Origin of the sequence: Parabacteroides sp. AF19-14, from assembly GCF_003635485.1 — a bacterium.
Classification (GTDB): Bacteria; Bacteroidota; Bacteroidia; order Bacteroidales; family Tannerellaceae; genus Parabacteroides; species Parabacteroides distasonis.
This window is the reverse complement of the sequence record NZ_QTMJ01000004.1, coordinates 221,260-244,318: the sequence shown is the minus strand read 5'-3', so window position 1 is coordinate 244,318 and position 23,059 is coordinate 221,260. Positions and strand designations below refer to the sequence as shown.

Genomic DNA, 23,059 nt, shown 5'->3' with positions numbered 1-23,059 from the left:
ATGTGTTTAATAACGCCTATCTTTGCCAATTGCCGGAATTTCAGGTTCTGGGTATTAGTTGAGAAGAGTAATGATTGAGAGTTGGCAAAGTTTTGATTGAATGAAGTATTTTACAAGGTTAATACGCTGGATATCTTCACAGGAGCATTTATATTTCTTATTTGCCCTGTTATTTATCATCCCAAACTGTGTGTTCTTTTTTACGGAACCGCTTCCCGTCACGGTCGGTATCGCCTCGTTGCTGATACCTTTGGCCTTTTGGATGTGTGTTTTATTAGTGGCCCGTAAACCGGGGATCGTGGTTTGGTGCCTGTTGCCGAAGGTTATATTAGATGGGGGGCAGTTGGTGCTTCTGTATCTTTTCGGACAGTCCGTGATAGCGGTTGATATGTATTTGAACCTTACCAGCTCGAACGCTTCCGAGGCTAGTGAGTTATTGGGGAATATCATTCTGGTGATCGGTTGCGTATTCTTTTTCTATACATTACCTACGCTGGTGCTCGCTTGTCGTTCGATACGGCAGAAAGAGAAACTGCGAAATCCTTTCCGGAAGAAATGGGCCAAGATCAGCCTAGGCATGTTTGTCGTGGGTTTGCTCCTTTGCTTCCTGTCTCCTTCGCAAGATCACCGGTTCTCATGGAAGGACGATGTATATCCGGCTAACGCCCTATACAATTTATATTTCGCCATAAATAAGGCGGAGAGGAACAGCAAGTATCATATTACTTCCGCCGACTTTAAGTTCGACGCCACTAAGCCGGAGCAAGCGGAGGGAAAACGGGAGATCTACGTCTTGGTAGTGGGAGAGACCTCCCGTGCTATGGAATGGAGCCTTTACGGATACGAGCGCAAGACGACTCCCCGTATGGAGGCTTTAGACGGATTGGTGCATTTCACGGATGTGGTGACGCAATCGAATAATACGCATAAAAGTGTCCCCATTATCCTGTCCGCTGCCAGCGCCGAGAATTATGGAGTCCTTTACGACGAGAAAAGTATCGTGACCGCTTTCAAAGAGGCTGGTTTCCGTACGCTCGTGATCGCCAACCAGAAACTAACGACCTCGATGATCGGCGCTTTTTACCGGGAGGCAGATACCTTTATCGATATGAGCGCATTTAATACGGGTTCTACGCTAACCTCCTTGCACGATGCGGCGATCCTGCCTTATCTAAAGAAGGAACTGGATAAAGAGGACGGTAATCTTTTCGTAGTACTGCATACTTATGGCTCGCATTTTAATTACCATGAACGTTATCCGAAGGAGTTCCGTTTCTATAGGCCGGATAAGGCGGAGGGAATTCGTGCCTCGTATAAAAAGGAGTTACGGAACGCTTATGATAATTCCATCCACTATACAGATTACGTGCTGGGGGAAATCGTGGATATGTTGGCGAAGACAAATGCTCCGGCATCCATGCTTTACTTAAGCGATCATGGAGAGGATATCTTCGATGATTCCAGAGCCCGTTATCTGCATGCTTCTCCGATACCGACCTATTACCAGTTGCATATCCCGTATGTGATCTGGTTCTCGAAGGCTTACCGGGAGTCATATCCCCAGAAATATCTGGAAGCGCAGGCACACGAGACTTATCCGGTTAGCACGAACAGCGTATTCCATACGATGCTTGATATAGCTGGCGTGCGGACTCCGGTGGCCGATTCCACGTTTGCCTTAACGAATCGTGCCTTCAAGGTACGTGACCGTATGTATCTGGGAGACCATGACGACCCGATCCCATTTTGGAAAGTCGGCTTAAAAAAGCAGGATTTTGAGATGATGGATAAATGGGATATCGCTTATGATAGGAATTAGACTGATCTCAACCGTATATGAAAGAGCAAAGCGGACATATTACTAGCAAGGTGATATTAGGCTATATTTTGCTGATTACCATTGCGGTCTGCTCGGTCGCTTACATTTATAATATAGTAGAGAAAGTGGCCGAGGAGGACGAGCCGGATCATCAGGCACGCCGGAAGGTGTACTTGGTCACCAATACGCTCTCCCTGCTCTATGAAAGCGAGGCGTTGGGGCAGTTGGTAGGCATGCCCCAGAACGAGTTCCGCCACTTCAATCGTACGTTGAATAAGGCCCATAATAACATGGATTCGTTGAGGACCTTGGTGACGGACTCCATGCAACTCCTGAAAATAGATACGATCGACATACTGCTGGAGCGTAAGCGATGGAATACCCGTCGTTTGCTTGAGACTTGGCAGGAAGCGAACACGGAGCGTCTTTATACGGAGAATATCGAGAAAATAATTGCCGTCCGGGATACGATCGTAAACGAGGTGCAGGTACAAGAGCGGGTAGAGGTCAAGCAAGATACGGTGGTAGTTCCCCGTAAGAAGCGGGGATTCTTCAAGCGTCTGGCCGACGTGTTCTCTCCCGGCAAGGAAGATACCAGCATCGTGGTGAACACGACCCGGGAGATCGTTACTGATACGTTGGTGAACGCTTATAATCCGACCGATACGATTGTCAGCGTGCTGAAAAGCATCCAAGACAGTGTGGCTTGGCAACGGCAACAACTGATGGATCAGTTGTTGGAAAGGGCCTCTAACTTACGGTATAACAATAGCGTGATTACCCGGGAGATCAACCAGATGCTCCGTAATATAGAGGAGGAGGAGATGGAGGCGTCGCTGGAAAGGGTCTATAAGAAGCAGGTACTATTAAGGGAGACCTCCCATTTGATCGCCGGAATCGCGATCGTCTCCGTGGTAATCGCCTTTCTGTTCCTCTTCTTTATCTCACGGGATATCTCACGAAGTAAATATTACCGTATGCAACTGGAAAAGGCGAAACAGGTCGCCGAGAGCTTATTGCGAAGCCGTGAGAAGCTGATGTTGACGATCAGCCACGATATACGGGCTCCGCTCTCTTCCATCATCGGATATATCGAGCTTTTGCTACGCCGCCATCCAGACGAGCGTCAGCAATATTATCTGGAGAACATGAAAGGTTCCTCGGATCATATCCTTTCCTTGGTGAACGACCTGTTGGATTTCCAGCGGTTGGAGTCCGGCGAGATGGAGGTGCATAGCGTTCCCTTCCGTGTCCCAGTCTTGTTCGATGAGATCTATACCAGCTTCCAGCCGATAGCGGAGGCGAAAGGCTTACGGTTTGTCTTGAACCTGAAACCGGAGGAGACTGGGCAAGTCTATATGGGCGACCCGATCCGTATCCGGCAGGTCGTAGGAAACCTCTTATCCAACGCTATCAAGTTCACGGAAGCGGGACGAGTCGTTTTGCTTGTCTCCCTCCAAAAACTTTCAATTATCAATTATCAATTATCTATTACCGTCAGCGATTCCGGTCCGGGCATCCCGAAAGAGGAACAAGAGCGGATATTCGGGGAGTTTACCCGCCTTGCCGATACGGAAGAGGCGGAAGGTTTCGGTCTGGGCCTCTCCATCACCCGTAAGCTTCTGTCCTTGATGAACGGTACGCTTGCTTTGGATAGTACCCCGGGAAAAGGCAGTGATTTCACGATCTTGCTACCTCTTCCCTTGGCTGATAACCAATCTTTGCCGGACGTAATGGCGGAGGCTCCGGATGCTGGTGAAGCCGAGGCTTTACCCTTGTTTGAGGGGCAAGATGTCTATTGTCTTCTGGTAGATGACGATCCTCTACAACTGGCCTTGACGGAGGAACTCTTGAAGCAGAGTCACGTGCAGGTGGTAGGTTGTACGAATCCGCATAACGTCCTCGAGCTATTGCGGAACACCGTATTCAACGCCATTATCACCGATATACAGATGCCGACGCTGGATGGCTATCATTTACTGGAGCGGATACGTACGTCCGGTATCCCCGGAACGGATGAGATCCCGGTGATCGCCCTATCTGCCAGTATCGCCAAGGAGCACGAGCATTATCTGGAGGCTGGTTTCACGGGTTTCTTGAACAAGCCGTTTACCGCCGCCCAATTAATCTCCTTGCTGAATGAGTTGCTGACACTCCATCTGGAGGCAAGGAGCGAGTTGAATTTCTCTTCGTTGACCGCTTTTGCCGGAGAGGATCCGGAGGCCTCAGCCTCTATACTGAAAACCTTCTCGGAGGAAACCCGCAAGAGCATCGACTTACTTCGGGATGCGTTAGAGGGAAAAGACCGGGAGGAAGCCTCCCGGATATCTCATAAGTTGATTCCCCTGTTCACGATGCTGGGGGCCAATTCATTGGTACAACACCTGCGGATCTTGGAGAAGAATGATGAGGAACTGACCGATTCCGGCTGGTACCACCTGCTGGGCGAGGTAATCGAGCAAGCGCTTGCTATCGTGAAGGATGCGGAGTCTGCCATCGGGTAATCTTGTGGAATCCGGTGTGGAATAAATACCCATCCGTGGAATGCCTTTCCCCATGCTTTTGAAATAAAATTCTACTTTATAGAAACAAAATTTATCTATTACTTGTTAAAGGATAAGTAGTTAGATATTCATTATCGTGCGTTTCGCTGGCTTTGGCACGATATTCGCTATCTATTTAATGAAATCGCAAGTGGGCGTTTCTACATTTAAACCGTTAAAAACGAAAGTCATGAATTTATTCATGGCGAAAGATTAAGTCCTGAGTATTCAATTTAAGTCTGCAAAAGAAAAAGGCATCCTTTCGAGGATGCTTTTTCTATTTAGTTTCGTTACTTTTGCCACGAAATAATAAAATCTACTGAATCATATCATGGAACACGCACTACAAGCCCGGCCCCGTATCGAGGTGGTCGACGCATTACGAGGATTTGCTGTTATGGCTATTATCCTATTGCATAATATCGAGCATTTTAACTTGTATAATTTTCCGGAGGCTACTACCGATTTTATGAAAGCCTTGGATAAAGGGGTATGGGATACCTTGTTCTTCCTCTTTTCCGGGAAGGCATACGCTATTTTCGCCCTGCTGTTCGGTTTTAGTTTTTTCATCCAGTTTGATAACCAAGCGAGGAAAGGGAAGGACTTCCGGCTTCGTTTCTTCTGGCGGTTGGTGCTCCTATTCTTTATCGGTTGCTTCAACGCATCGTTCTTCCCGGGGGAGATCTTGGTGCTTTATTCGATCTTGGGTATTGTGTTGATACCGGTTTGCAAGTTGAGTAATAAGGTGGTCTTGGCGATCGCCGTGGTCTTGATGCTACAGCCTATGGAGTGGGGTAAATTCATGTATGCCCTGATGCATCCGGAATATGTGGCATCCAAGGAACAATGGCTGGTGCACTGTATGCGGATCTATCCGTATATGGAAGGTACCAGCTTTTGGGAAATGGTCAAGTCCAATCTGTGGGACGGGCAGCTGTATAGCCTTCTCTGGGCTTGGAGCTATGGACGTTTCTTCCAGACATCGGCTCTCTTTATGCTGGGCATGTTGTTGGGGCGCAAGGGATTGTTTGTCGATCCGGAGAAGCACCGGACGTTTTGGACAAGGACCTTTGTTATCGGGGTAGTTTGTTTCATTCCCCTCTATTATCTGTCCCTTTCCCTACCCGGTTTGCTGGAGCGTACCGAAGAGCTTCGCCCGATGAGCACGATCGTGTCTTCCTTGCGTAATTTCTCGTTCATGTGCGTATTGGTATCCTCCTTTATCTTCTTGTGGCAGTGGAAGGCGCCGCATAAGGTGCTTCACGGGCTTGTGCCTTACGGGAAAATGAGCTTGACGAATTACCTCACGCAATCGATGGTAGGCTCTTTCATCTATTTCGGATACGGTTTATCCCTGTATGACGATCTGGGGACGACCGCCAGCTTCGCCGTAGGAATCCTTCTTTTCATTCTCCAGCTAGGTTTTTGCCACTGGTGGTTAGCCCATCATAAACAAGGTCCTTTCGAGGGAGTATGGCGTAAAGCTACGTGGATGTTTTCTTGATTCGTTTTATTTATTTACCTTTGTGGTTACTATAAATAATCTGAGTGGGTATGTTGTCGATTCTAATCGTTGAAGATGATATAACTTTTTCCTTGATGCTTACCACATGGCTGGGTAAGAAAGGGTTTGTCGTAAGATCCTCGTCCTCTGTTTCCGATGCTAAACGGAGGCTGGGGGAGGAAGCGTTCGATTTGGTTATATCGGATTTACGCCTGCCGGATAGTGACGGGATCGACTTATTGAAATGGCTGAAAAGCACTCATCCTTCCTTACCCCTTATCATGATGACCAGTTATGCGGAGATACAAACGGCGGTTCAGGCGATGAAGCTGGGAGCGGCGGATTATATTGCCAAGCCGCTGAACCCGGATGAGTTGCTGGGAAAGATCAAGGAACTTGTGCGCGTGGAGGAGAAGGCTCCGGCGAGAGTCCCGGTTTCTTCGGCCCCGGATCTTTATATCGAGGGGCAGAGCCAAGCGGCCCGCCAGCTTTATGAGCATGTGCGTTTGGTGGCTCCGACGGATATGTCGGTATTGGTGACCGGCGCTAGCGGTACCGGTAAGGAGTACATCGCCCGTCGGATTCACGAGCAAAGTAATCGTAGCAAGGCTCCGTTTGTCGCCGTGGATTGCGGCGCTATCCCCAAGGAATTGGCGGCTTCCGAGTTCTTCGGCCACGTGAAAGGTTCTTTTACGGGGGCGATCGAGAACAAGACTGGGGCGTTTGTGGCGGCCCAAGGCGGTACGATATTTTTGGATGAGATCGGGAACCTGACGTATGAGGTGCAGGTCCAGCTTTTGCGTGCCCTGCAGGAGCGCAAGGTAAAGCCGATCGGGAGCAATCAGGAGGTCGCTATCAACGTGCGCTTGATATCCGCGACGAACGAGAACTTGCGGCAGGCGATCGAGAAAGGAGATTTCCGTGAGGACCTGTACCATCGTATCAATGAGTTCACGATCCGTATCCCGGACTTGAAAGAGCGAAAAGAGGATTTGCTCTTGTTCGCCAATCATTTTCTCGATCTGGCGAATAGCGAGCTCCAGAAAGATATCATCGGTTTCGACATCGATACCATGCAATTGTTCCAATCCTATCCTTGGCCGGGCAACCTGCGGCAGATGAAGAACGTCATCAAGTACGCCACCTTATTGGCGACCGGCCGCTACATCACCCGCAAGGAACTCCCGGAGGAATTGACGGAGAACCTCCCGTCGCACGCCAACATCCAGCTAAAGAACGAGGAGCACGAACGAGACCTTATCCGTAAGGCCCTTCAGGAGTGCGGCAACAATAAGACCCGTGCGGCCCAGTTATTGGGCATCGACCGGAAGACGCTTTACAATAAGCTGAAGATTTATCAGTTGGATTGATAACCCCTTCCTCCCCTTATAACTCAGCGTATTCGCTACGTGCGTCGAAGCAAGGGCAGGCTTTCCGGATGTAGGGGCTTAATTGGTAATGGCCTAGGATCTTAGCCTTCGGATAATCCCTCCTCAATTGGCGGAGCAGGTCCATGAGGGCGCATTTTTGGGCGTAGGTACGGGTGTCGGTGGGTTGGAGGCTCTCGTCCAGCCCCCCCTCGTAGCAGATACCGACGCTTTGGTCGTTCCAGCCGGCGGCGTGCGCCCCGATCTGGTTCAGTGGACGGCAGCGGTGTATCTCGCCGTCGCGGGTGACGTAGAAATGATAGCCGATGTCGGCGAATCCCCGGGCCTTGTGGGAGGCCCTAAGGGCTTCCACCGGGAAATCACGGTCGTAACGAGTGGCGCTGCAATGGATTACAAGGAGGCGCACCTCCCTGTAATTCTGGTAAAAACACGAGGCTACCATACTCCGCAGGCGGTTAAGCCCAACGTTCCCGCCAAGGCGGTGGCTACGGCTATGATTACCTTGATGATAACTCCCCATACAGACTTTTTCTTCTCTTGTTCCATATTATAAATAATGAATGATTAATACCCCGTTTTTTCAATTCCCGATTCCTCAGATCTCATCCGGGCTCTCGCTATCGCTTCCCTTATTCTCGCTTGCCCCATACTCGGTGAGTTCCCTGATTTTCACGTCGAGTTTCAGCGTCGTGGGAGTAAGGTTGCCGGTAGCCCTCGCCCGGAGGCGTACGCCGGTGATGTTGGTGTTGGCGTTGAAATCATCGGCGGTAGGGGCCCCCGTGGTATGCAGGCCTACGGAGAAGATGGCGAGGTCGTCGATCTTTACGTTCTTGCCGTCCAGCAGCAACTCCTTGGTGCAGTTTACCATGTCCTTCAGCATGCCGTGGATGGCGCCTGTGGAGTAAGGGGTGTTGTGGCTGGCCATGTGTGCGGCTAGCCCCTTGATGTCTACGGTCTCGTCGCACACGGCACGTGCGTACCATTTCCCGAAGGCCGTCTGGTTCTTCTCGTTCTTGTTCTGGAATTTCATGAATCTGATCATAACCTATTGTTTTTGATGATGTCACAAAGATACGTCGCTGCCGTATCGAGTTGCGACTTATGGGGAGTTCGAGGGAATAGGGGGAGGTTAAAGGGAATTAAGGCTCACCCAGCGCCTCTACGATGGCCCGTACCATGGCGGGGGAGTAGAGGCGCTCGGTGGGCCGGTAGCCCATGTCGTGGAGGCGATCTGCCAGCCCGGGATAGATCGCTATCCAGTGTTGTAACTTGCGGTGAGCCGCCTTGGGAGTCATGGCGGGCAGGTAGGCTTGCGCCAGTTCCATCCGTCCGTAGGGCCGTATCCTGAATGTTGTTTCCATACCCCTAAGATACGGAATTATTATTGAAATACAAAGGGTTTTGCCGGATATCGCATGCCCTTTCTCTGGGGGTGGGGCGAGGCATATATAACCCTAAGGCTTACGAGTCGTTACCCTTGGGTTCGCGGGGCGTAAACCTTGGGTTCGCGGGGGGGATCCGTAAGCCTCGATGGTAGGGTACGATTCGGTACGGTTACGGATTTTCCTGAAAAACACAAATCCTTGTATATGAGCGATCAGGCTTTCTTACGGTACGATGGTACGATTAGATCCAAGCGCTCACCGCATAAAAACGGGTATGTATAATATTGTTTATCAGTCTATTATTATCAAAAACCTAAAAATTTTAATAAGATATTGAATCGAATCGTACCATCGTACCCCGGCCACGCCTCGGACCGCTTGTCAGCGGGCTTTCAATTTACGCTCGGCCTCGATGAAGGTGGAGGTTTTCTCGATCACCAGATAACCGGTTTGCTTGCCGTTTCCCCTCCTGACGCACCTGAATCCCTGCTTCGTCATCACCTTGCCCAGCTGCCGGAGGCTGAGCGGCCTGCGAATGGCGCCCCAGACGGTCAGCTTGGCGCCGATCTCGGCTAGGGTGAGGAAGATGGCGTTGCCGGCCTCTTCCTGCCCGGGCGTAGGCACGGCGAAGTAAACGGGGATCAACTGCCCCTCGCTGGTCTCCTCCATGAAGCCCTCCACGTGCTCCTCGAGGCCCTTTATCTCGTCGAGATCGAACCAATGCCGGAAGCCTTCTTTCGAGAGCTGGTAGGCTTGGGCGTATATCCCGGCGTAGGGGAGGGGATGCTCGAAGGGCGAGTCGATGCTCTCGATCTCGAAAGGGAGCCAGCGGCGGTTGCCCGAGGTATCGGTGAGGAATTGCTCCTTATTGCCGCTGGCGGCGTAGGAGGCGAGGCGTATGCGACGCTCCTTGTTCGTGGCGTAGACGGCCCGTACGATGATGTCGTCCGAGGTGATGAGCGACTTCAGGGTATTCACCTCACGATCCGGCATGCTGTCGATCTCGTCCATGTTGATCAGCCCGAACTCGCAGAAACGTAGCATCTCATCCTTGTCCAGCCGTCCGGTGGCGCTCTGCTTGCTACGGTAACGGACGAGGTGAGGGGGCATCAGCCGGTCGATCCACGTGGTCTTGTAGATACCTTGCCGGCCGATGAGCACCAGTATCTCATGGTTCGTCACCTCGTCGGCCATCCATGAGGCTACCATGGCCACGAACCATTTCTTGAAGCAGGAGGCCCAGAGGGACTGCTTGGCGGGGTCTTTCACGTGCACCATGTCGCCCACTTGGGAGATATAGTCCGTCTGCCCGTCCCAAGGCGGCAGCTCCTCGATGAACTCGCGCAGCGGGTGTACCTCGCGGATGATGTCGCTGCTCAGCACGGCACGGAAGGTGGGCTGGTTGATGTTCTGGGAGGTCGTCCGGCAACACTCGCAGTAGAGCGAGTTGGTGTCGCGGTCTGTCATATCCTTCCAATTCGCGTTGGGGGAGGATTCCGTGTCGCGCTGCGTCTTCTGGCTGATGATATCGTATCGCAGGGGCTTGTCCCGCAGGAATTGCTCCACGATCTCGGTACGTGTCATTTTCCTCTTCCCGTCATCCGTCTCGCCCTCGTCGGCCGCCCGTGCCTTCCTCCCCCCGGAGGTCTTGGTGTCCTTGGCCTTCCGGGCGGAAGGGTGGCGGGAAGGGCGCTCACGGCACCCGAAGCTGGCCGTGGCCCGTTGGTAGACGGAGCGGACGAGGAGGGCGGGGTTCTCGTCGTGATAGTCGGCGTAGTTCATGGCGATCCACATCTCGGTATCGCTTTCGGACACGCCGTAGTCGTTCAGCAAGTAGCAGAGGCGCACGAGGTGGTTATGTCGTTGCCCCTGCATGAATGGCATCCGTCGCTCCACCAGCTCCCGTGCGTGGCGGCAGATCTCGTCGGAGGTCAAGGGCGTCGTCCCGCCGGTGTTCCCCACGGTCTCGGGAGACATGCCGGAGGTAGTCCGCACCGGCTCGGGACGTTCGCCATGCCCGTCGGGAACGAAAACCGTAGCCGAGAGGTTGAGATAAGCCTCCGGGTCGTGGCATAACGAGCTGAGATGCACGATCGGCTCGCACGACGGGTCGTAGGGAAGCGACGCCTGCTCGGCGAAATATTGGTTGCCTTGCCGGAAGGCCTGCCGGTAATCGCCCTCGTAGCGGTAGAGCAGGTGGAGGCCGTTGCCCATCGAGCGATAGAGGAGAAGGGTCTCGGGCAAGGCCTTGAGACGGAGCGCCACCTCATGCGTCCGCTCTGCGGGCACCTTGTCGAAGTCTACTTGGCAAAGCCCCGTATATCGCGTTACGCACTCCTTTCGCCGGAATCCGGCGCATACGCAGGCGGGCATCAAGGCGGGAAATGCCGTCCGCTTCATCCTCGCCGTCACTTCGGGGTCGCCTTTCCGCATGGCACGCCTGTACTCCTCGGTCGTCGGTCGCAGCTCCTCGCCCACGATCCGGTTGTATATCTCAAGGATTGTCTCCATTCTTGGCTCCTCTTTCGACACGCAAGAGGCGTAAACAGGTAATTGTAGTTGTTCCATATGAAAATAAATTATTAATTTTGCTCAAATTAAGGCCTTTCCGCTTGCTTGGCCAAGAAAGTGTCCCTGCAGGGGACATAATATGCTAAAACATTCAAAAAAGAATTCTACATGGAAAAAACCGGAACATCCCAAACCTCCCGTGCGCTAACCGTACGTGTACTCACTTATCTGGACCGCCTTTATCCCCGCATGCGGCATACCTTCGAGCGGGAACTACATATCCGTCACGGCGTTTTCGCGCGGGCATGAATGGATCAACTCCAGCCCAACGAGGCGCTGTCCCTCGAGCAACTCATCATCGCCCACCGCCATATCCTCCGCTATTACGACGAGAAGATCGCCAAGGGCCTTATCCCTTCCGACACCGACCGCCTTCGCCGTGAACGGGAGTCTTGGCGTAAGGAGTTGCTTGAGTGGCTGGAGTAGGGGGGTAAAAGTGTGTTTTTTATTCTTTTTTAATACGGCATGAGATAAATATTGTCTATTTATCAATGGCTTTTTATTGGATATGTTGTTAATTATAGTTAATAGGTGTAATAATATTTGCCTGTTGAAAGACTTCGCGTCATAATAAAGTCTATCTTTGTCGTTGATAATATTCAACAAGTTGATTGAAATATACAACTTTTTTTCTTAACGGTGTTATAGGGTAATATTTAATGATTAAGCATATGAAGAGATGTGTTTTTACGAAAGTGAAATTTATGGTGCCGCTCTTGTTCGCGGCGCTGATGGCCGCTTGTACGGCGGATGTGTACGAACCTAAGCCGGATCCGGTTCCACCTACTCCGGAAAAACCAGATCCATCTTTGCCTGATGATTTCAATCAGTCTACCGCCACTATTCACCAAGTGACTTTAACCGTAGAAGTGAATGATGAGTACAATAGTCAGTATGATTATCAAGTATGGGTATATGACGTGAATCCTTTCTATACTGATGACGCTGAACCATTATATGGTGGTGTGGCTAACGGGAATAAGCCGTATGTTCGCAAGATGACATTGCCTCGAGCTTTGGAAACGATTTACATTATGCAAATCGATCCCCAAAAAGGAAAATCGGTGAAGAACGTATTAGTAGATCCCTCAATGAAGGATTTGGCTTGCGATTTTAAACCGGGTTCTGCCGTTGGTACGACAACTAAATCTTTATTGAGAAGTTCGGAAGATAATTATAATTCAGGAAAAGCTAAACTGATCACTGCCGAGGACTTTTTTAATATGGCTCTGAAGGGCCGGGGTGATGTTACTTTGTCTGATGGAGTGTATAAGTTTGCTGCTGGAAATGATACTTATGATGCGAGCACTCTAACCTTGACAGGAAATGTGACATTATATGTAGAAGGAACATTGTCAGTCTCGATTCTTAAAGGAAGTAGTGGAGCTACTATTGTTTTGGAAAAGAGTGGTAGGTTGAATATCCTTGAGGCTGATGGAAAAACAGATGGTAACAACGCTAAGCTAGTCGTGAAAAGTGGAGCGAAGTTCGGTGAGCCGGATGATCTTTTCAAACCCGCTTACAAATTAGTTGATTATAATCTAGAAAACTATGGAGAGGTAATTCTTTCGGGATATGAATCGAAAAAGCATGCTGTTGAACTAATAAATTATGGTACGATTAAGGCTACTAATATTAATATGACAGCCGAAAGTTATGGTAATGGCGGACGGATAGAGAATCATTGTAAGATTAATGTTGAAGCCGGACTTTCGCTTTACAATGTTAGTATGTCCTTGGCTGAGTCCACTCTGCTTGAAGCAAGGTATATGGACGCGAAAGAAATTGAGTGTGAAATGGGAAAATACTCGATTTTCAGAATTACGGATCTAGGTGATGCGGCAGGAAACTATTTGGCATCTTTTAAAAGTTGGAATAAGATAGTGTGTAAGGATTCAGATTATGCGTTATTAGATTTCACGCAAACTAAATTATTGGAAGGTACGCTTTCGTTGGATGGGAATTTGGAGTTGTTGGGGAATTTATGGGAAGGGAATGAATTTTCGAAAAATCTAACGTTGTCTGGTGGAAGTAAGCAGGTTGATAAAAACGCTTCAATCGCAATTCCTGCGGGCGATTGCACGGGGGCTGGTAATCAAGGCTCGACAAATCCTCCTTCCAACCCGGATTATCCGATAGTGGTTCCCAATGGCACTTACTATACGTTCGCTATGGAAGATAACTGGCCCGCTTTTGGTGATTATGATATGAATGATTTGGTTTTGGGGATTAGTAGCCAACTTGAACTGGGAAGATCTGGGAACGTAGATAAAATGGTTTTAGTTGTTGATCTTATTGCGGTAGGGGCGACAAAGACATTAGGGGCCGGTATTCAATTTGATAAATTATCTGCCACTAATTTCAGCGGGGTTTCCGCTCCGGTAAGTTTGTTTGTCAATAATAATTATTTTGAATCAGCCGGAAACATAGAACCGAATCCTTCAGCGGCGGTGTTACCTTTGTTTGATGATGCGCATTGGATATTAAGCGGATCGCAGGAACGGACAATGCTGAATACCTCAAATACCTCTAAGACATTTTATCCGGTACGTACCATCATGTATGAATTGACTTTTGCCGGTGGCGTATCACAGGATGATTTGGATATATCTGCTTTGAACTTCTTTATCGTGAATGGCGGAAATGCAAACAATCGTTCAGAAGTACATTTAGCGGGCTATAGACCGACGGATAGAGTGAAAACGGAAACAAATGGTTATATCGCCAATGATCCGAATAACCTAGATAAGAAGATGTGGGGCTTTATAATTCCTACGGAGTTTAAATATGCGGCGGAAAATAATTCTATAAATGATGCCTATCCAGAATTCTCAGAGTGGTCTATAAGTTCAGGCAAACAATATAAAGATTGGTATGAACATCCTAATATGGATCATGTGTTTAAACCGAAAGAAACTGAGTAAAGAATAAGAAATAAAAACGGATTGCTTACCGGCAATCCGTTTTTATTTTAGTCATTAATCCAGCATCAAACTCATATAAGCCATCCTCCCCTGATAACCCATCAGCTGTCGTGTTAGCGTTTGGTTATCCATTTGTTCCAAGTCTTTTTTGGAGACGGGGCTTTCGTGTTGTTTGGATAGCCAGAGGTGAATCATGCGTTTCGTGTCGATGATGCGGGCCATACCCATAGGTAAGGTACCCGGAGGGGTGGGAGGGGTATTGACCGTCGCTTGCGATATGTTATTTTGCAGGGTAAGCTCTTGCAATAGTAATTCCTTGATCTCTTCCGAGTCGTAAAGAAGTTCCTTGATAAAAAGCTTTTTGTCGGACGGCGCTGTACCCGCCTCAAGAGGCAACGCGAAAGCCATGCCAACCACCTTCTCGTTCTCGTCCAAGGCTGTGTACATTCCTCCGTTATCTAATTGCAGATCCCGGAGTATTGTGATGAAATCATCCTGCGAGTGCAAGATACAGGAAGGGCGTTCACGTAATTTACGGTTGAAATAAGCGAACAATTCGTCGGTTGTCGGTACCTCCGGTTGGATAACCGTTATCTTCGGGAGTTGAACCGGCGTATTCGGGCGGATATACGTTTCCACGGAATAATCGAATGCCTCGGTATAACCCTGTTCCCGGTAATAGTCGAATAGCCAAGGATCGGCAGGGATCAAGGCGGAGATAGCGACCTCACGCCGTTCCATTTCCTCGAATGTCTCTTGCAAGAGTCGCCGCATAAGCCCCTGACCCCTTTCTTCCGGAGCCGTGCACACCCCCGAGATATAGGCCACCGAGATCTCGGTACCCAAATAAGTCATCGTATAAGGAACTATCTGCAAGGCAGATACTATTTTACCGTCCTTCTCGATGGTCATTGCGTTCTCGTCCTTGTAAACACGATCAAAATAAAGGCTGATAAATGCCTCGGAATCCCCGAAGCAGGTACGCCATAAGTTTACGATTTGTTGTTTCTTGTCCATAATTTATTTAGTTTGCGTAAGTTGCTTTTTTATTGCGGCGCTCTTCTCTAATAGTATGGTAGGCTGATAAGAAAGCTTCGCTTGGCGCAACCCCGGTATGCCGAGATCCTCCTCCCGGTTCACGTAAGTATACTGTTCCGGAAGGTGAGAAGCGAACTCTTGGTTAATCACCGTATAGGCACCGTCGAAATTCACGTCCGCTTTCTCCACGTGGACCCCGAACGTATTATGGTTGATGGGGGCCCCGAAAGAGAAAGCGATAATCTCGTTATCAACCCGGAGAGCGCCGCCGATCAGGCCTAGGCTGTCAAAATGATGCAAGGCATAGGTAAGGGAGCGACGTTCGTCATTAAGCTCTTCCTCGTCATTATCTCCATTGTTCGCCTTATACCATTTACATTCCAGTTTCAGGCATTGGGGGACGATATCCGGCGTGATAGGGACATACTCGTACGAATATTGTTTCTTGAAATTATTGATATGATTACGCTTGGATTGATATTTCTTGCCCCGTAAGGTAGCTAAATCCTCCCGTAAATAAATATAGTCGAAATAATCCCGTTCCGGGATATAGAAAAAGCTTCCGGGAAGTACGCCTTCCAGTTGCTCCTTGGCGTCGGGGGTGATACCCAGCATGCAGAGCGGATGTCCATATTTTAAGGAATCCTCTTCCAGCAAACGGACGGCACCCGCTAAATCTCCATCCCCGACAGGCATCATATAGGCGAAACGGCTCTTGTCCTCGATCATGAAACGGATTAATAAATAGCCATCCACGATAGCGAATTCACTGTCATATAAGAAACGCCAACTACACATGTTCGCGAATGAGAAATCACAATTGCGATAATCGCTGGGAAATGTAAATGAGGTTATAATCTCTTTGTCTTCTAACCTGATCGGTTTAAACGGTATATCCATAAATTTTCTTGTACTGTTTTACGAACTGCAAATATAAAACTAAAATGCGTGTGCGAATGTTCAAGGAAAAGGAAAAATGGCTAAACTTATAGGTTGAACAGCCATTTTGTAAAATAGGGGCTGGAGCTATTTTTGCAATATGAAATTCGCAACAATTAGGTTAAAACGAATGTTATTTTAATGTCTAACGAAAAGAAGATAAATCAGAGATGAAAAAGTACGACGCGATTATTATTGGTTTTGGGAAAGGTGGAAAAACCTTGGCGGCGGATTTGGCCAACCATGGATGGAATGTAGCTGTGGTGGAGCGTTCGACGGGTATGTACGGAGGTACTTGTATCAATATCGGCTGTATACCGACGAAAGCGCTTGTACATTACGCTCAAGTGACAGGGTATCGCAGACCTTCTACCTTCGAGCAATATGCGGAGGAGTTTAAGCAGGCTATCCTCGCCAAGGAGAAACTGACCTCTTTGCTTCGTGAGAAGAATTTCAAGAATCTGGATGATCGGGAGACCGTAACGGTCTATACCGGAGAGGCTTCTTTTCGTTCCCCTTATGAGATTGTCGTGAAAACGGATACGGACTCTTTCTTGCTGGAAGGCGAGAAGATATTCATCAATACCGGAGCCACGACGATTATTCCTACGATAAGCGGTATCGAGGATAATCCTTACGTATATACAAGTACTTCCATTATGGAACTGGAGAAACTGCCACGGCATCTGGTTATTGTCGGAGGCGGATATATCGGGCTGGAATTCGCTTCCATGTTCGCCGGTTTTGGATCGAAGGTAACGATCTTGGAGGCAGGGGAGGTGTTTATCCCTCGTGAGGACCGGGACATCGCCGATTCGGTGAAGTCTACGCTAGAGAAAAAAGGGATCACCATTCATTTGAATACGGTCGTGCAGACGATCGAGCAGGATGCCGAGCGGGCTACGGTGATCTGCCGTAACGCTATCTCGGGAGATACCTTGCGGCTGGATGCCGAGGCGGTGCTTTTGGCTACCGGCCGTAAACCGAATACGGAAAGCCTAAATCTGCAAGCCGCCGGAATACAGACGACTAATCGTGGCGCTATCGAGGTGGATAGTAAGTTGCGTACCAATATCCCTAATATCTGGGCGATCGGGGATGTACATGGTGGATTGCAATTCACCTACCTATCTTTGGATGATTACCGTATTATCCGGGAGGAGCTGTTTGGTAATGGTTTCCGGAGCTTGGACGATCGGGAAGCAGTGGCTTATTCCGTATTCATCGATCCTCCGTTGGCCCATGTCGGGTTGAACGAGACGCAAGCCCGTAAGATGGAGAAAAATATAAAGGTGGCCAGCCTGCCCGCCGCCGCCATGCCTCGTACCCGTACCATCGAGCAGACGGATGGCTTACTGAAAGCCGTGGTAGATGCGGATACCGGGAAGATCCTAGGATGTACCTTATTCTGCGCCGAGTCCAGCGAAGTCATAAATACGGTTAGCTTGGCGATGCGTCTCGGGCAAGATTACACGTTCCTCCGGGATTCGATATTCACCCATCCGTCGATGAGTGAGGCTTTAAATGATCTATTTGGATTAATAAAATAAAAACATAAATATGAAAACATCAAATATTGGATTAATTGGCTTGGCCGTGATGGGAGAAAACCTTGCGTTGAACATGGAAAGCAAGGGGTTCACTGTATCCGTTTATAATCGTACAGCGCCGGGAGAGGAAGGTGTGGTAGACCGCTTCATGAGCGGTCGTGGAAAAGGAAAGAATTTTATAGGAACCCATACGATACAGGAATTTGTCGAGTCTATCGAGCGTCCTCGCAAGATCATGCTGATGGTAAAAGCGGGTGCCCCGGTGGATGAGCTGATGGCTCAATTGATTCCTTACTTATCACCCGGTGACGTGATTATCGATGGTGGCAACTCGGACTTCCATGATACGGAACGACGGGTGAAGGAGATGGAGGCGCATGGGATGTACTTCGTAGGTACCGGAATCTCCGGAGGGGAGATCGGTGCCTTGTACGGACCTTCCGTGATGCCGGGTGGCTCGCCTGCCGCTTGGCCTTTGGTGAAGGATGTCTTGCAAAGCATCGCCGCCAAGCTGGACGATGGGACGCCTTGTTGCCAATGGATTGGTCCGGGTGGAGCCGGCCATTTCGTGAAAATGGTACACAATGGTATCGAGTATGGAGATATGCAGTTGATTTCCGAGGCGTATTCCTTATTGAAGAATCGTCTGGATCTGGACAATGAGGCCTTGGCTCGTATCTTTGAGGATTGGAACACGGGAGAGCTGGATAGCTACCTGATCGGTATTACGGCCGATATTCTCCGCTTCAAGGACGAGGCGGGAGAGGGCTATCTGCTAGATAAGATATTGGATGCCGCCGGCCAGAAGGGCACCGGTAAATGGAGCGCTATCGCCGCTATGGACGAGAATGATCCGCTGACGTTGATTACCGAGGCTGTTTATGCCCGTATGCTTTCTTCCATGCAGGAAGAACGGAAAAAAGCGTCCTCGCTTTATCCGAAGAGTGGCGTGCTGGGGCAGACCTTGATCTCGGAGAAAGAGATCAAGCAGGCTTTGTATGCCGCTAAGTTGGTTTCCTACGCACAGGGATTCTCTTTGTTGTGCCAAGCCTCCAAGCGATATGATTGGCAGTTGGATTACGGTACGATCGCCAAGATCTGGCGGAAGGGATGTATCATACGCTCTGTCTTTTTGGAGAAAATTACGCAGGCTTATGAGAAGAACCGGAATCTGGAGAACCTCTTATTCGATGAGTTCTTTATTCAAAAGATCGAGTCTTCCTTGTTGGCTTGGCGGCAAGTGGTAGCCGAGGGTGCCTTGCATGGAGTGGCTTTGCCGGCAATGAGCTCGGGGTTGAGTTATTTCGATGGATTGTCTACCCCACATTCTGCCGCTAACCTGATTCAAGCTCAGCGGGATTATTTCGGGGCTCATACCTATGAGCGGGTCGATTGGGAGCGTGGTAAGTTTTTCCATACCAACTGGACGGGTGAGGGAGGAAAGACGGTTTCTGGAACTTATAACGTATAAAGGTATGAAGAAAGCAGATAATCAATTATTAGTTATATTCGGGGCGTCGGGCGATCTTACCAGTCGCAAGTTGCTTCCCTCTTTGTTCGAGTTATATGTCCGGGGCTTGCTGCCCGACCGCTTCTGCATCTTGGGGGCCGCCCGTACCGCTTATGGTGATGAGGAGTTCCGTGCGGAGCAACATACGCATATCTTGGAGGCACAGAAGGGAAAGACTTACGACGAGGGCTTGATCGATGACTTCTTGGAGAATGTCTATTACCTCGCCTTCGATTCCACGAACGCCGATGAATACTACAAATTGCGTGAGCGCATCGAGTTCTTGCAAGAGAAACATGACTTGCCGGATAAGATCATCTATTACTTGGCTACCCCGCCGGTGATGTACGAGATCGTCCCGCAATGTTTGCTGGAGAGCGGTTTGAACAAGACCGAGTCTCCAGATGGTTTCAGGCGGATCATCGTAGAGAAGCCGTTCGGTACCAGCTTGGAGTCTGCCCGCCAGTTGAACGATCATTTACGACATATCTTCCATGAGGAGGAGATTTATCGTATCGACCATTATCTGGGGAAAGAGACCGTGCAGAATATCTTGGTATTGCGTTTCTCAAACGGTATTTTCGAGCCATTGTGGAATCATAATTATATCGATTCCATCGAGATCAGCGCTACTGAGACTTTGGGGGTGGAGAATAGAGGGAAATATTATGATGGAGCCGGGGCGATGCGGGATATGATCCAGAATCACTTAATGCAATTGATGTCGTTTATCGCCATGGAATCTCCCTCTATATTCGAGCCGGAACCGATTCGTGACGAGATCGTGAAAGTATTCCGCTCCATACGCCCGTATACGGTGTTGGATATGGATAAGATGGTTGTCCGCGGACAATATATCGGTTATCGGGAAGAGAAGAACGTAGCTTCCGACTCGAATACCGAGACGTATGTGGCGATGAAATTCTTCATCGATAACTGGCGCTGGAGCGGTGTGCCCTTCTATTTCTATACGGGAAAGAAGTTGCCGGAGAAGTCATCGGAGGTAGTGATCCACTTCAAGTCTACGCCCCATCAACTGTTTGTCGGTCAATGTTCGGGAGGTTCCTGCAATAAATTGACCATCCGTATCCAACCGAACGAGAGTATATCCTTGAAGTTCGGGCTGAAAATGCCGGGAGCCGGTTTCGAGGTGAAGCAAGTCAGCATGGACTTCCGCTACGATTCCCTCTCGAAGAGCTATCTTCCTGACGCTTACGAGCGTCTGTTGCTGGATGCCATGCTGGGCGATTCCACCCTGTATGCTCGTAGCGACGCTTTGGAGGCTAGTTGGAAATTTATCGATCCGATCTTGCTCCATTGGAAAGAGGAGGGTTCGAAGAACTTATTCTTCTATGAGCCGGGCGAGGACGGACCGGAGGAAACTGTTATTTTAGGTGCGGAAAAGAAAGTCTGCGCCTGCCAAAGAAGATAATTTTATGGAAATAAAGAGATACAATGAGATGAAAGAGGCGCTTCGGTCGATGACGGAGGACATGATGGCGATGATTCGCCGCAAAGACTTCGCTCCGTTTAACTTAGCGCTCTCGGGAGGGGAGACGGCGAAGCATATGTTTTCCCTCTGGGTAGATGAGTATAAGGATAAGATTGACTGGAATAACATCCGTTTCTTCTGGGTGGACGAGCGTTGCGTTCCACCAACGAGTCCGGATAGTAATTACGGTCATGCGAATCATTTGCTTTTTAAGCCTTTGCGTATCCCGGCGGACCATATCCACCGGATCAAGGGCGAGAACGAGCCGGGTACCGAGGCGATGCGTTATTCATGGGTCGTAAAGGAATTCTTGCCGTTGTTCAATCAAATGCCTACGTTCGATTGCATCATCCTCGGCGTAGGTGAGGATTCCCATACGGCATCCATTTTCCCTACCACCATGGAGCTATTGTCGGATAGCCGTAACTATGCGGTATCCCAGCAACCTTCTACCGGCCAATACCGGATCACCATGACGGGACCGCTTATCTTGAACGGCGCCCCCTTATTGGTCCCGATACTGGGCACGAACAAGGAACCCGTAATCCAGAGGCTCTCCAAAGGCTATTCCCCCTCAAACGACACGCCTGCGGCCTATATCTTATCGCATGCCGTACAGGCTACGATTTATGGGCTGAACCCATGATTTTGCTACATGCCGAGTCCTTCCAAAAAACATGTACGTGTTTTCGAAAAAACACGTACATATACTCTTCTCCTTGGAGAAGATATACTGCAAGTACCCTAGGAGATATACTTCACCGTCCAAGTAAGTACTACTTCTCGTGATATCCTATTAGTATATACAAGACTGTTGCCCACATTTAAAGTGAATGTATTTGTTGGATTCATGTTTTTTTGCGAAGTTTGTTGCTTGAAAAGTAAGCTTTGAGACATGAATATGAGAAATATTGTACTGTGTATATTATATTTGTTTTTGGTGCCGATGGGAGGGTTTGCCCAATCTGAGGTCGTTGTCTTGTATCCCGATACTGAAAATAAGGATTTGGATGAAGCTGTATACCAAAAAATCTTTTTGGCCGGCACGATCGATATGGGGAAAAGCGTGGATTGGCAGAAGGCTACCTGCGACTGGTTCCGGGCGCTTCCGGAGGGACGGTATCTCTTGTTCAATCCTCGTAGGGATAAAGGGTTGAGCGGGGAGATGTCCGATTTTGAGCATCAGGTGAATTGGGAACTGGAGCATCTGGAGAAAGCCGATCTGATTATCATGAACATTCTGGCGAGCAGCAAATCCCCGATAACTTTATTGGAGATGGGGCTGTTTATGCGCTCCGGAAAGTTGCGGGTGATTTGCGAGCCCGGCTTTTACCGGTATGATAATGTGCGCTTAACTTGTGCGCGCTATGGCGTCCCATTGTATCAGAATATGGACGATTTTTTGAAAACCATGCGCTAATCTATTATTATTTGTTTAACTTTGTATAGTTTTAGGGACGGTGTGGAATCGATCCTAAGCGAGTATTGTCGAACAAAATGGAAAGAATATGAAAGGTATAGTTTTAGCCGGTGGATCGGGTACCCGCTTGTATCCGATCACTAAAGGAGTTTCCAAGCAACTTCTACCTATTTATGATAAGCCGATGATTTTTTATCCGGTATCCGTGCTCATGCTGGCAGGGATACGGGAGATTCTTATTATATCGACCCCTCAGGATTTGCCGGGCTTTCGTCGTTTACTGGGCGATGGCTCCGATTATGGCGTTCGTTTTGAATATGCCGAGCAGCCTTCGCCGGACGGATTGGCGCAAGCTTTCATCATTGGAGAGCGCTTTATCGGTGATGACTCCGTTTGCTTGGTACTTGGCGATAATATCTTTTACGGACAGAGCTTTACCCGTATGTTAAAAGAGGCCGTTGACAAGGCGGAGAACGAACAAAAAGCGACCGTGTTCGGTTACTACGTAAACGATCCGGAACGCTATGGCGTGGCCGAGTTCGATGCGGATGGGAACGTCCTCAGTATCGAGGAGAAACCGAAGGAACCGAAATCGAATTACGCCGTGGTAGGATTGTATTTCTATCCGAACAAGGTGGTGGACGTGGCCAAGAATATCAAGCCTTCCGCCCGTGGAGAGCTGGAGATCACTACCGTGAACCAGTGGTTCTTGAAGGATGGGGAGTTGAAAGTGCAGCTATTGGGACGTGGATTCGCTTGGTTGGATACCGGGACTCACGACTCGTTGTCTGAGGCATCTACTTTCGTGGAGGTGATCGAGAAGAGACAGGGACTGAAGGTGGCTTGTCTGGAGGAGATCGCTTTCAAGCAAGGATGGATTGATGAGAAGCGACTTGAGCAAGTGGCTTTGCCGATGATTAAGAATCAGTACGGCCAGTATTTGATGAGGTTGATTAATAAGTAGAAGTAGTTCAGA

The 23,059-nt window shown here is 49.2% G+C and carries 20 protein-coding genes; 12 read left to right on the top strand and 8 right to left on the bottom strand.

Annotation, left to right across the window (positions count from 1 at the left end; all coding sequences use genetic code 11):
• Positions 1 to 100: 100 nt before the first annotated feature.
• The 4 genes from DWX33_RS05990 to DWX33_RS05975 all read left to right on the top strand — a co-directional run bounded on the left by DWX33_RS05990 (position 101) and on the right by DWX33_RS05975 (position 7,236).
• Entirely contained in the window at positions 101 to 1,819 is a 1,719-nt protein-coding gene (locus DWX33_RS05990; RefSeq protein WP_005863022.1) for a phosphoethanolamine transferase, read from the top strand.
• Positions 1,820 to 1,836: 17 nt separating this feature from the next.
• Positions 1,837 to 4,323: an ATP-binding protein gene (locus tag DWX33_RS05985; protein WP_022192628.1), complete on the top strand. Its 2,487-nt coding sequence runs from the start codon at positions 1,837 to 1,839 to the stop codon at positions 4,321 to 4,323.
• 370 nt (positions 4,324 to 4,693) lie between these two features.
• Positions 4,694 to 5,866, top strand: a complete 1,173-nt coding sequence (locus DWX33_RS05980) for a DUF418 domain-containing protein (RefSeq protein ID WP_122380013.1) — start codon at positions 4,694 to 4,696, stop codon at positions 5,864 to 5,866.
• A gap of 50 nt (positions 5,867 to 5,916) precedes the next feature.
• Complete coding sequence (locus DWX33_RS05975; RefSeq protein ID WP_122380012.1) at positions 5,917 to 7,236, top strand: sigma-54 dependent transcriptional regulator; 1,320 nt, start codon at positions 5,917 to 5,919, stop codon at positions 7,234 to 7,236.
• A gap of 16 nt (positions 7,237 to 7,252) precedes the next feature.
• On the opposite strand, the gene DWX33_RS05970 is transcribed toward DWX33_RS05975, so the two are convergent.
• The 5 genes from DWX33_RS05970 to DWX33_RS05955 all read right to left on the bottom strand — a co-directional run bounded on the left by DWX33_RS05970 (position 7,253) and on the right by DWX33_RS05955 (position 11,207).
• On the bottom strand, positions 7,253 to 7,696 hold the full coding sequence (locus DWX33_RS05970; RefSeq protein ID WP_044545188.1) for an N-acetylmuramoyl-L-alanine amidase: 444 nt from the start codon (positions 7,694 to 7,696) through the stop codon (positions 7,253 to 7,255).
• Positions 7,690 to 7,800 (bottom strand): smalltalk protein, encoded by a 111-nt coding sequence (locus DWX33_RS22350; protein WP_153188314.1) that lies wholly within the window; start codon positions 7,798 to 7,800, stop codon positions 7,690 to 7,692. The genes DWX33_RS05970 and DWX33_RS22350 overlap by 7 nt, the downstream gene beginning before the upstream one ends.
• A gap of 49 nt (positions 7,801 to 7,849) precedes the next feature.
• Positions 7,850 to 8,296: a DNA-binding protein gene (locus DWX33_RS05965; RefSeq protein ID WP_022192632.1), complete on the bottom strand. Its 447-nt coding sequence runs from the start codon at positions 8,294 to 8,296 to the stop codon at positions 7,850 to 7,852.
• A gap of 97 nt (positions 8,297 to 8,393) precedes the next feature.
• Positions 8,394 to 8,615: a DUF4248 domain-containing protein gene (locus DWX33_RS05960; RefSeq protein ID WP_022192633.1), complete on the bottom strand. Its 222-nt coding sequence runs from the start codon at positions 8,613 to 8,615 to the stop codon at positions 8,394 to 8,396.
• 405 nt (positions 8,616 to 9,020) lie between these two features.
• Entirely contained in the window at positions 9,021 to 11,207 is a 2,187-nt protein-coding gene (locus tag DWX33_RS05955) for a VapE domain-containing protein (protein ID WP_122380011.1), read from the bottom strand.
• 111 nt (positions 11,208 to 11,318) lie between these two features.
• Between DWX33_RS05955 and DWX33_RS22345 the strand changes: the two genes are divergently transcribed.
• Complete coding sequence (locus DWX33_RS22345) at positions 11,319 to 11,459, top strand: hypothetical protein (protein ID WP_154396232.1); 141 nt, start codon at positions 11,319 to 11,321, stop codon at positions 11,457 to 11,459.
• Here DWX33_RS22345 and DWX33_RS22760 read toward each other — a convergent pair.
• Positions 11,424 to 11,702 carry a hypothetical protein gene (locus DWX33_RS22760; protein ID WP_227793754.1) on the bottom strand — a complete coding sequence of 93 codons (279 nt, stop codon included), beginning with the start codon at positions 11,700 to 11,702 and terminating at the stop codon, positions 11,424 to 11,426. The two genes, DWX33_RS22345 and DWX33_RS22760, sit on opposite strands and share 36 nt — an antisense overlap.
• A 179-nt stretch (positions 11,703 to 11,881) precedes the next feature.
• Here DWX33_RS22760 and DWX33_RS05945 point away from each other — a divergent pair, with 179 nt between their 5' ends.
• Positions 11,882 to 14,134 (top strand): LruC domain-containing protein, encoded by a 2,253-nt coding sequence (locus DWX33_RS05945; protein ID WP_122380010.1) that lies wholly within the window; start codon positions 11,882 to 11,884, stop codon positions 14,132 to 14,134.
• Positions 14,135 to 14,188: 54 nt separating this feature from the next.
• Here DWX33_RS05945 and DWX33_RS05940 read toward each other — a convergent pair whose 3' ends face one another.
• Entirely contained in the window at positions 14,189 to 15,151 is a 963-nt protein-coding gene (locus DWX33_RS05940; protein ID WP_122380009.1) for a GNAT family N-acetyltransferase, read from the bottom strand.
• 3 nt (positions 15,152 to 15,154) lie between these two features.
• On the bottom strand, positions 15,155 to 16,072 hold the full coding sequence (locus DWX33_RS05935) for a DUF2156 domain-containing protein (protein WP_122380008.1): 918 nt from the start codon (positions 16,070 to 16,072) through the stop codon (positions 15,155 to 15,157).
• 209 nt (positions 16,073 to 16,281) lie between these two features.
• On the opposite strand from DWX33_RS05935, the gene DWX33_RS05930 reads away from it, so the two are divergent.
• From DWX33_RS05930 to rfbA, 6 genes are all read left to right on the top strand, one after another.
• Positions 16,282 to 17,661: an FAD-dependent oxidoreductase gene (locus DWX33_RS05930; protein WP_036631485.1), complete on the top strand. Its 1,380-nt coding sequence runs from the start codon at positions 16,282 to 16,284 to the stop codon at positions 17,659 to 17,661.
• 10 nt (positions 17,662 to 17,671) lie between these two features.
• Positions 17,672 to 19,132 (top strand): decarboxylating NADP(+)-dependent phosphogluconate dehydrogenase, encoded by a 1,461-nt coding sequence (gnd, locus tag DWX33_RS05925; RefSeq protein ID WP_122246544.1) that lies wholly within the window; start codon positions 17,672 to 17,674, stop codon positions 19,130 to 19,132.
• Positions 19,133 to 19,136: 4 nt separating this feature from the next.
• Complete coding sequence (gene zwf / locus DWX33_RS05920) at positions 19,137 to 20,603, top strand: glucose-6-phosphate dehydrogenase (RefSeq protein ID WP_008779707.1); 1,467 nt, start codon at positions 19,137 to 19,139, stop codon at positions 20,601 to 20,603.
• Positions 20,604 to 20,607: 4 nt separating this feature from the next.
• The gene (gene pgl / locus DWX33_RS05915; protein WP_036628751.1) at positions 20,608 to 21,309 is read left to right on the top strand and encodes a 6-phosphogluconolactonase; all 702 of its coding nucleotides are present in this window, start codon (positions 20,608 to 20,610) and stop codon (positions 21,307 to 21,309) included.
• Positions 21,310 to 21,558: 249 nt separating this feature from the next.
• Positions 21,559 to 22,083: a nucleoside 2-deoxyribosyltransferase domain-containing protein gene (locus DWX33_RS05910; protein WP_005857710.1), complete on the top strand. Its 525-nt coding sequence runs from the start codon at positions 21,559 to 21,561 to the stop codon at positions 22,081 to 22,083.
• An 88-nt stretch (positions 22,084 to 22,171) separates the two neighbouring features.
• The gene (rfbA, locus tag DWX33_RS05905) at positions 22,172 to 23,047 is read left to right on the top strand and encodes a glucose-1-phosphate thymidylyltransferase RfbA (protein WP_005863000.1); all 876 of its coding nucleotides are present in this window, start codon (positions 22,172 to 22,174) and stop codon (positions 23,045 to 23,047) included.
• The last annotated feature ends 12 nt before the right edge of the window (positions 23,048 to 23,059 follow it).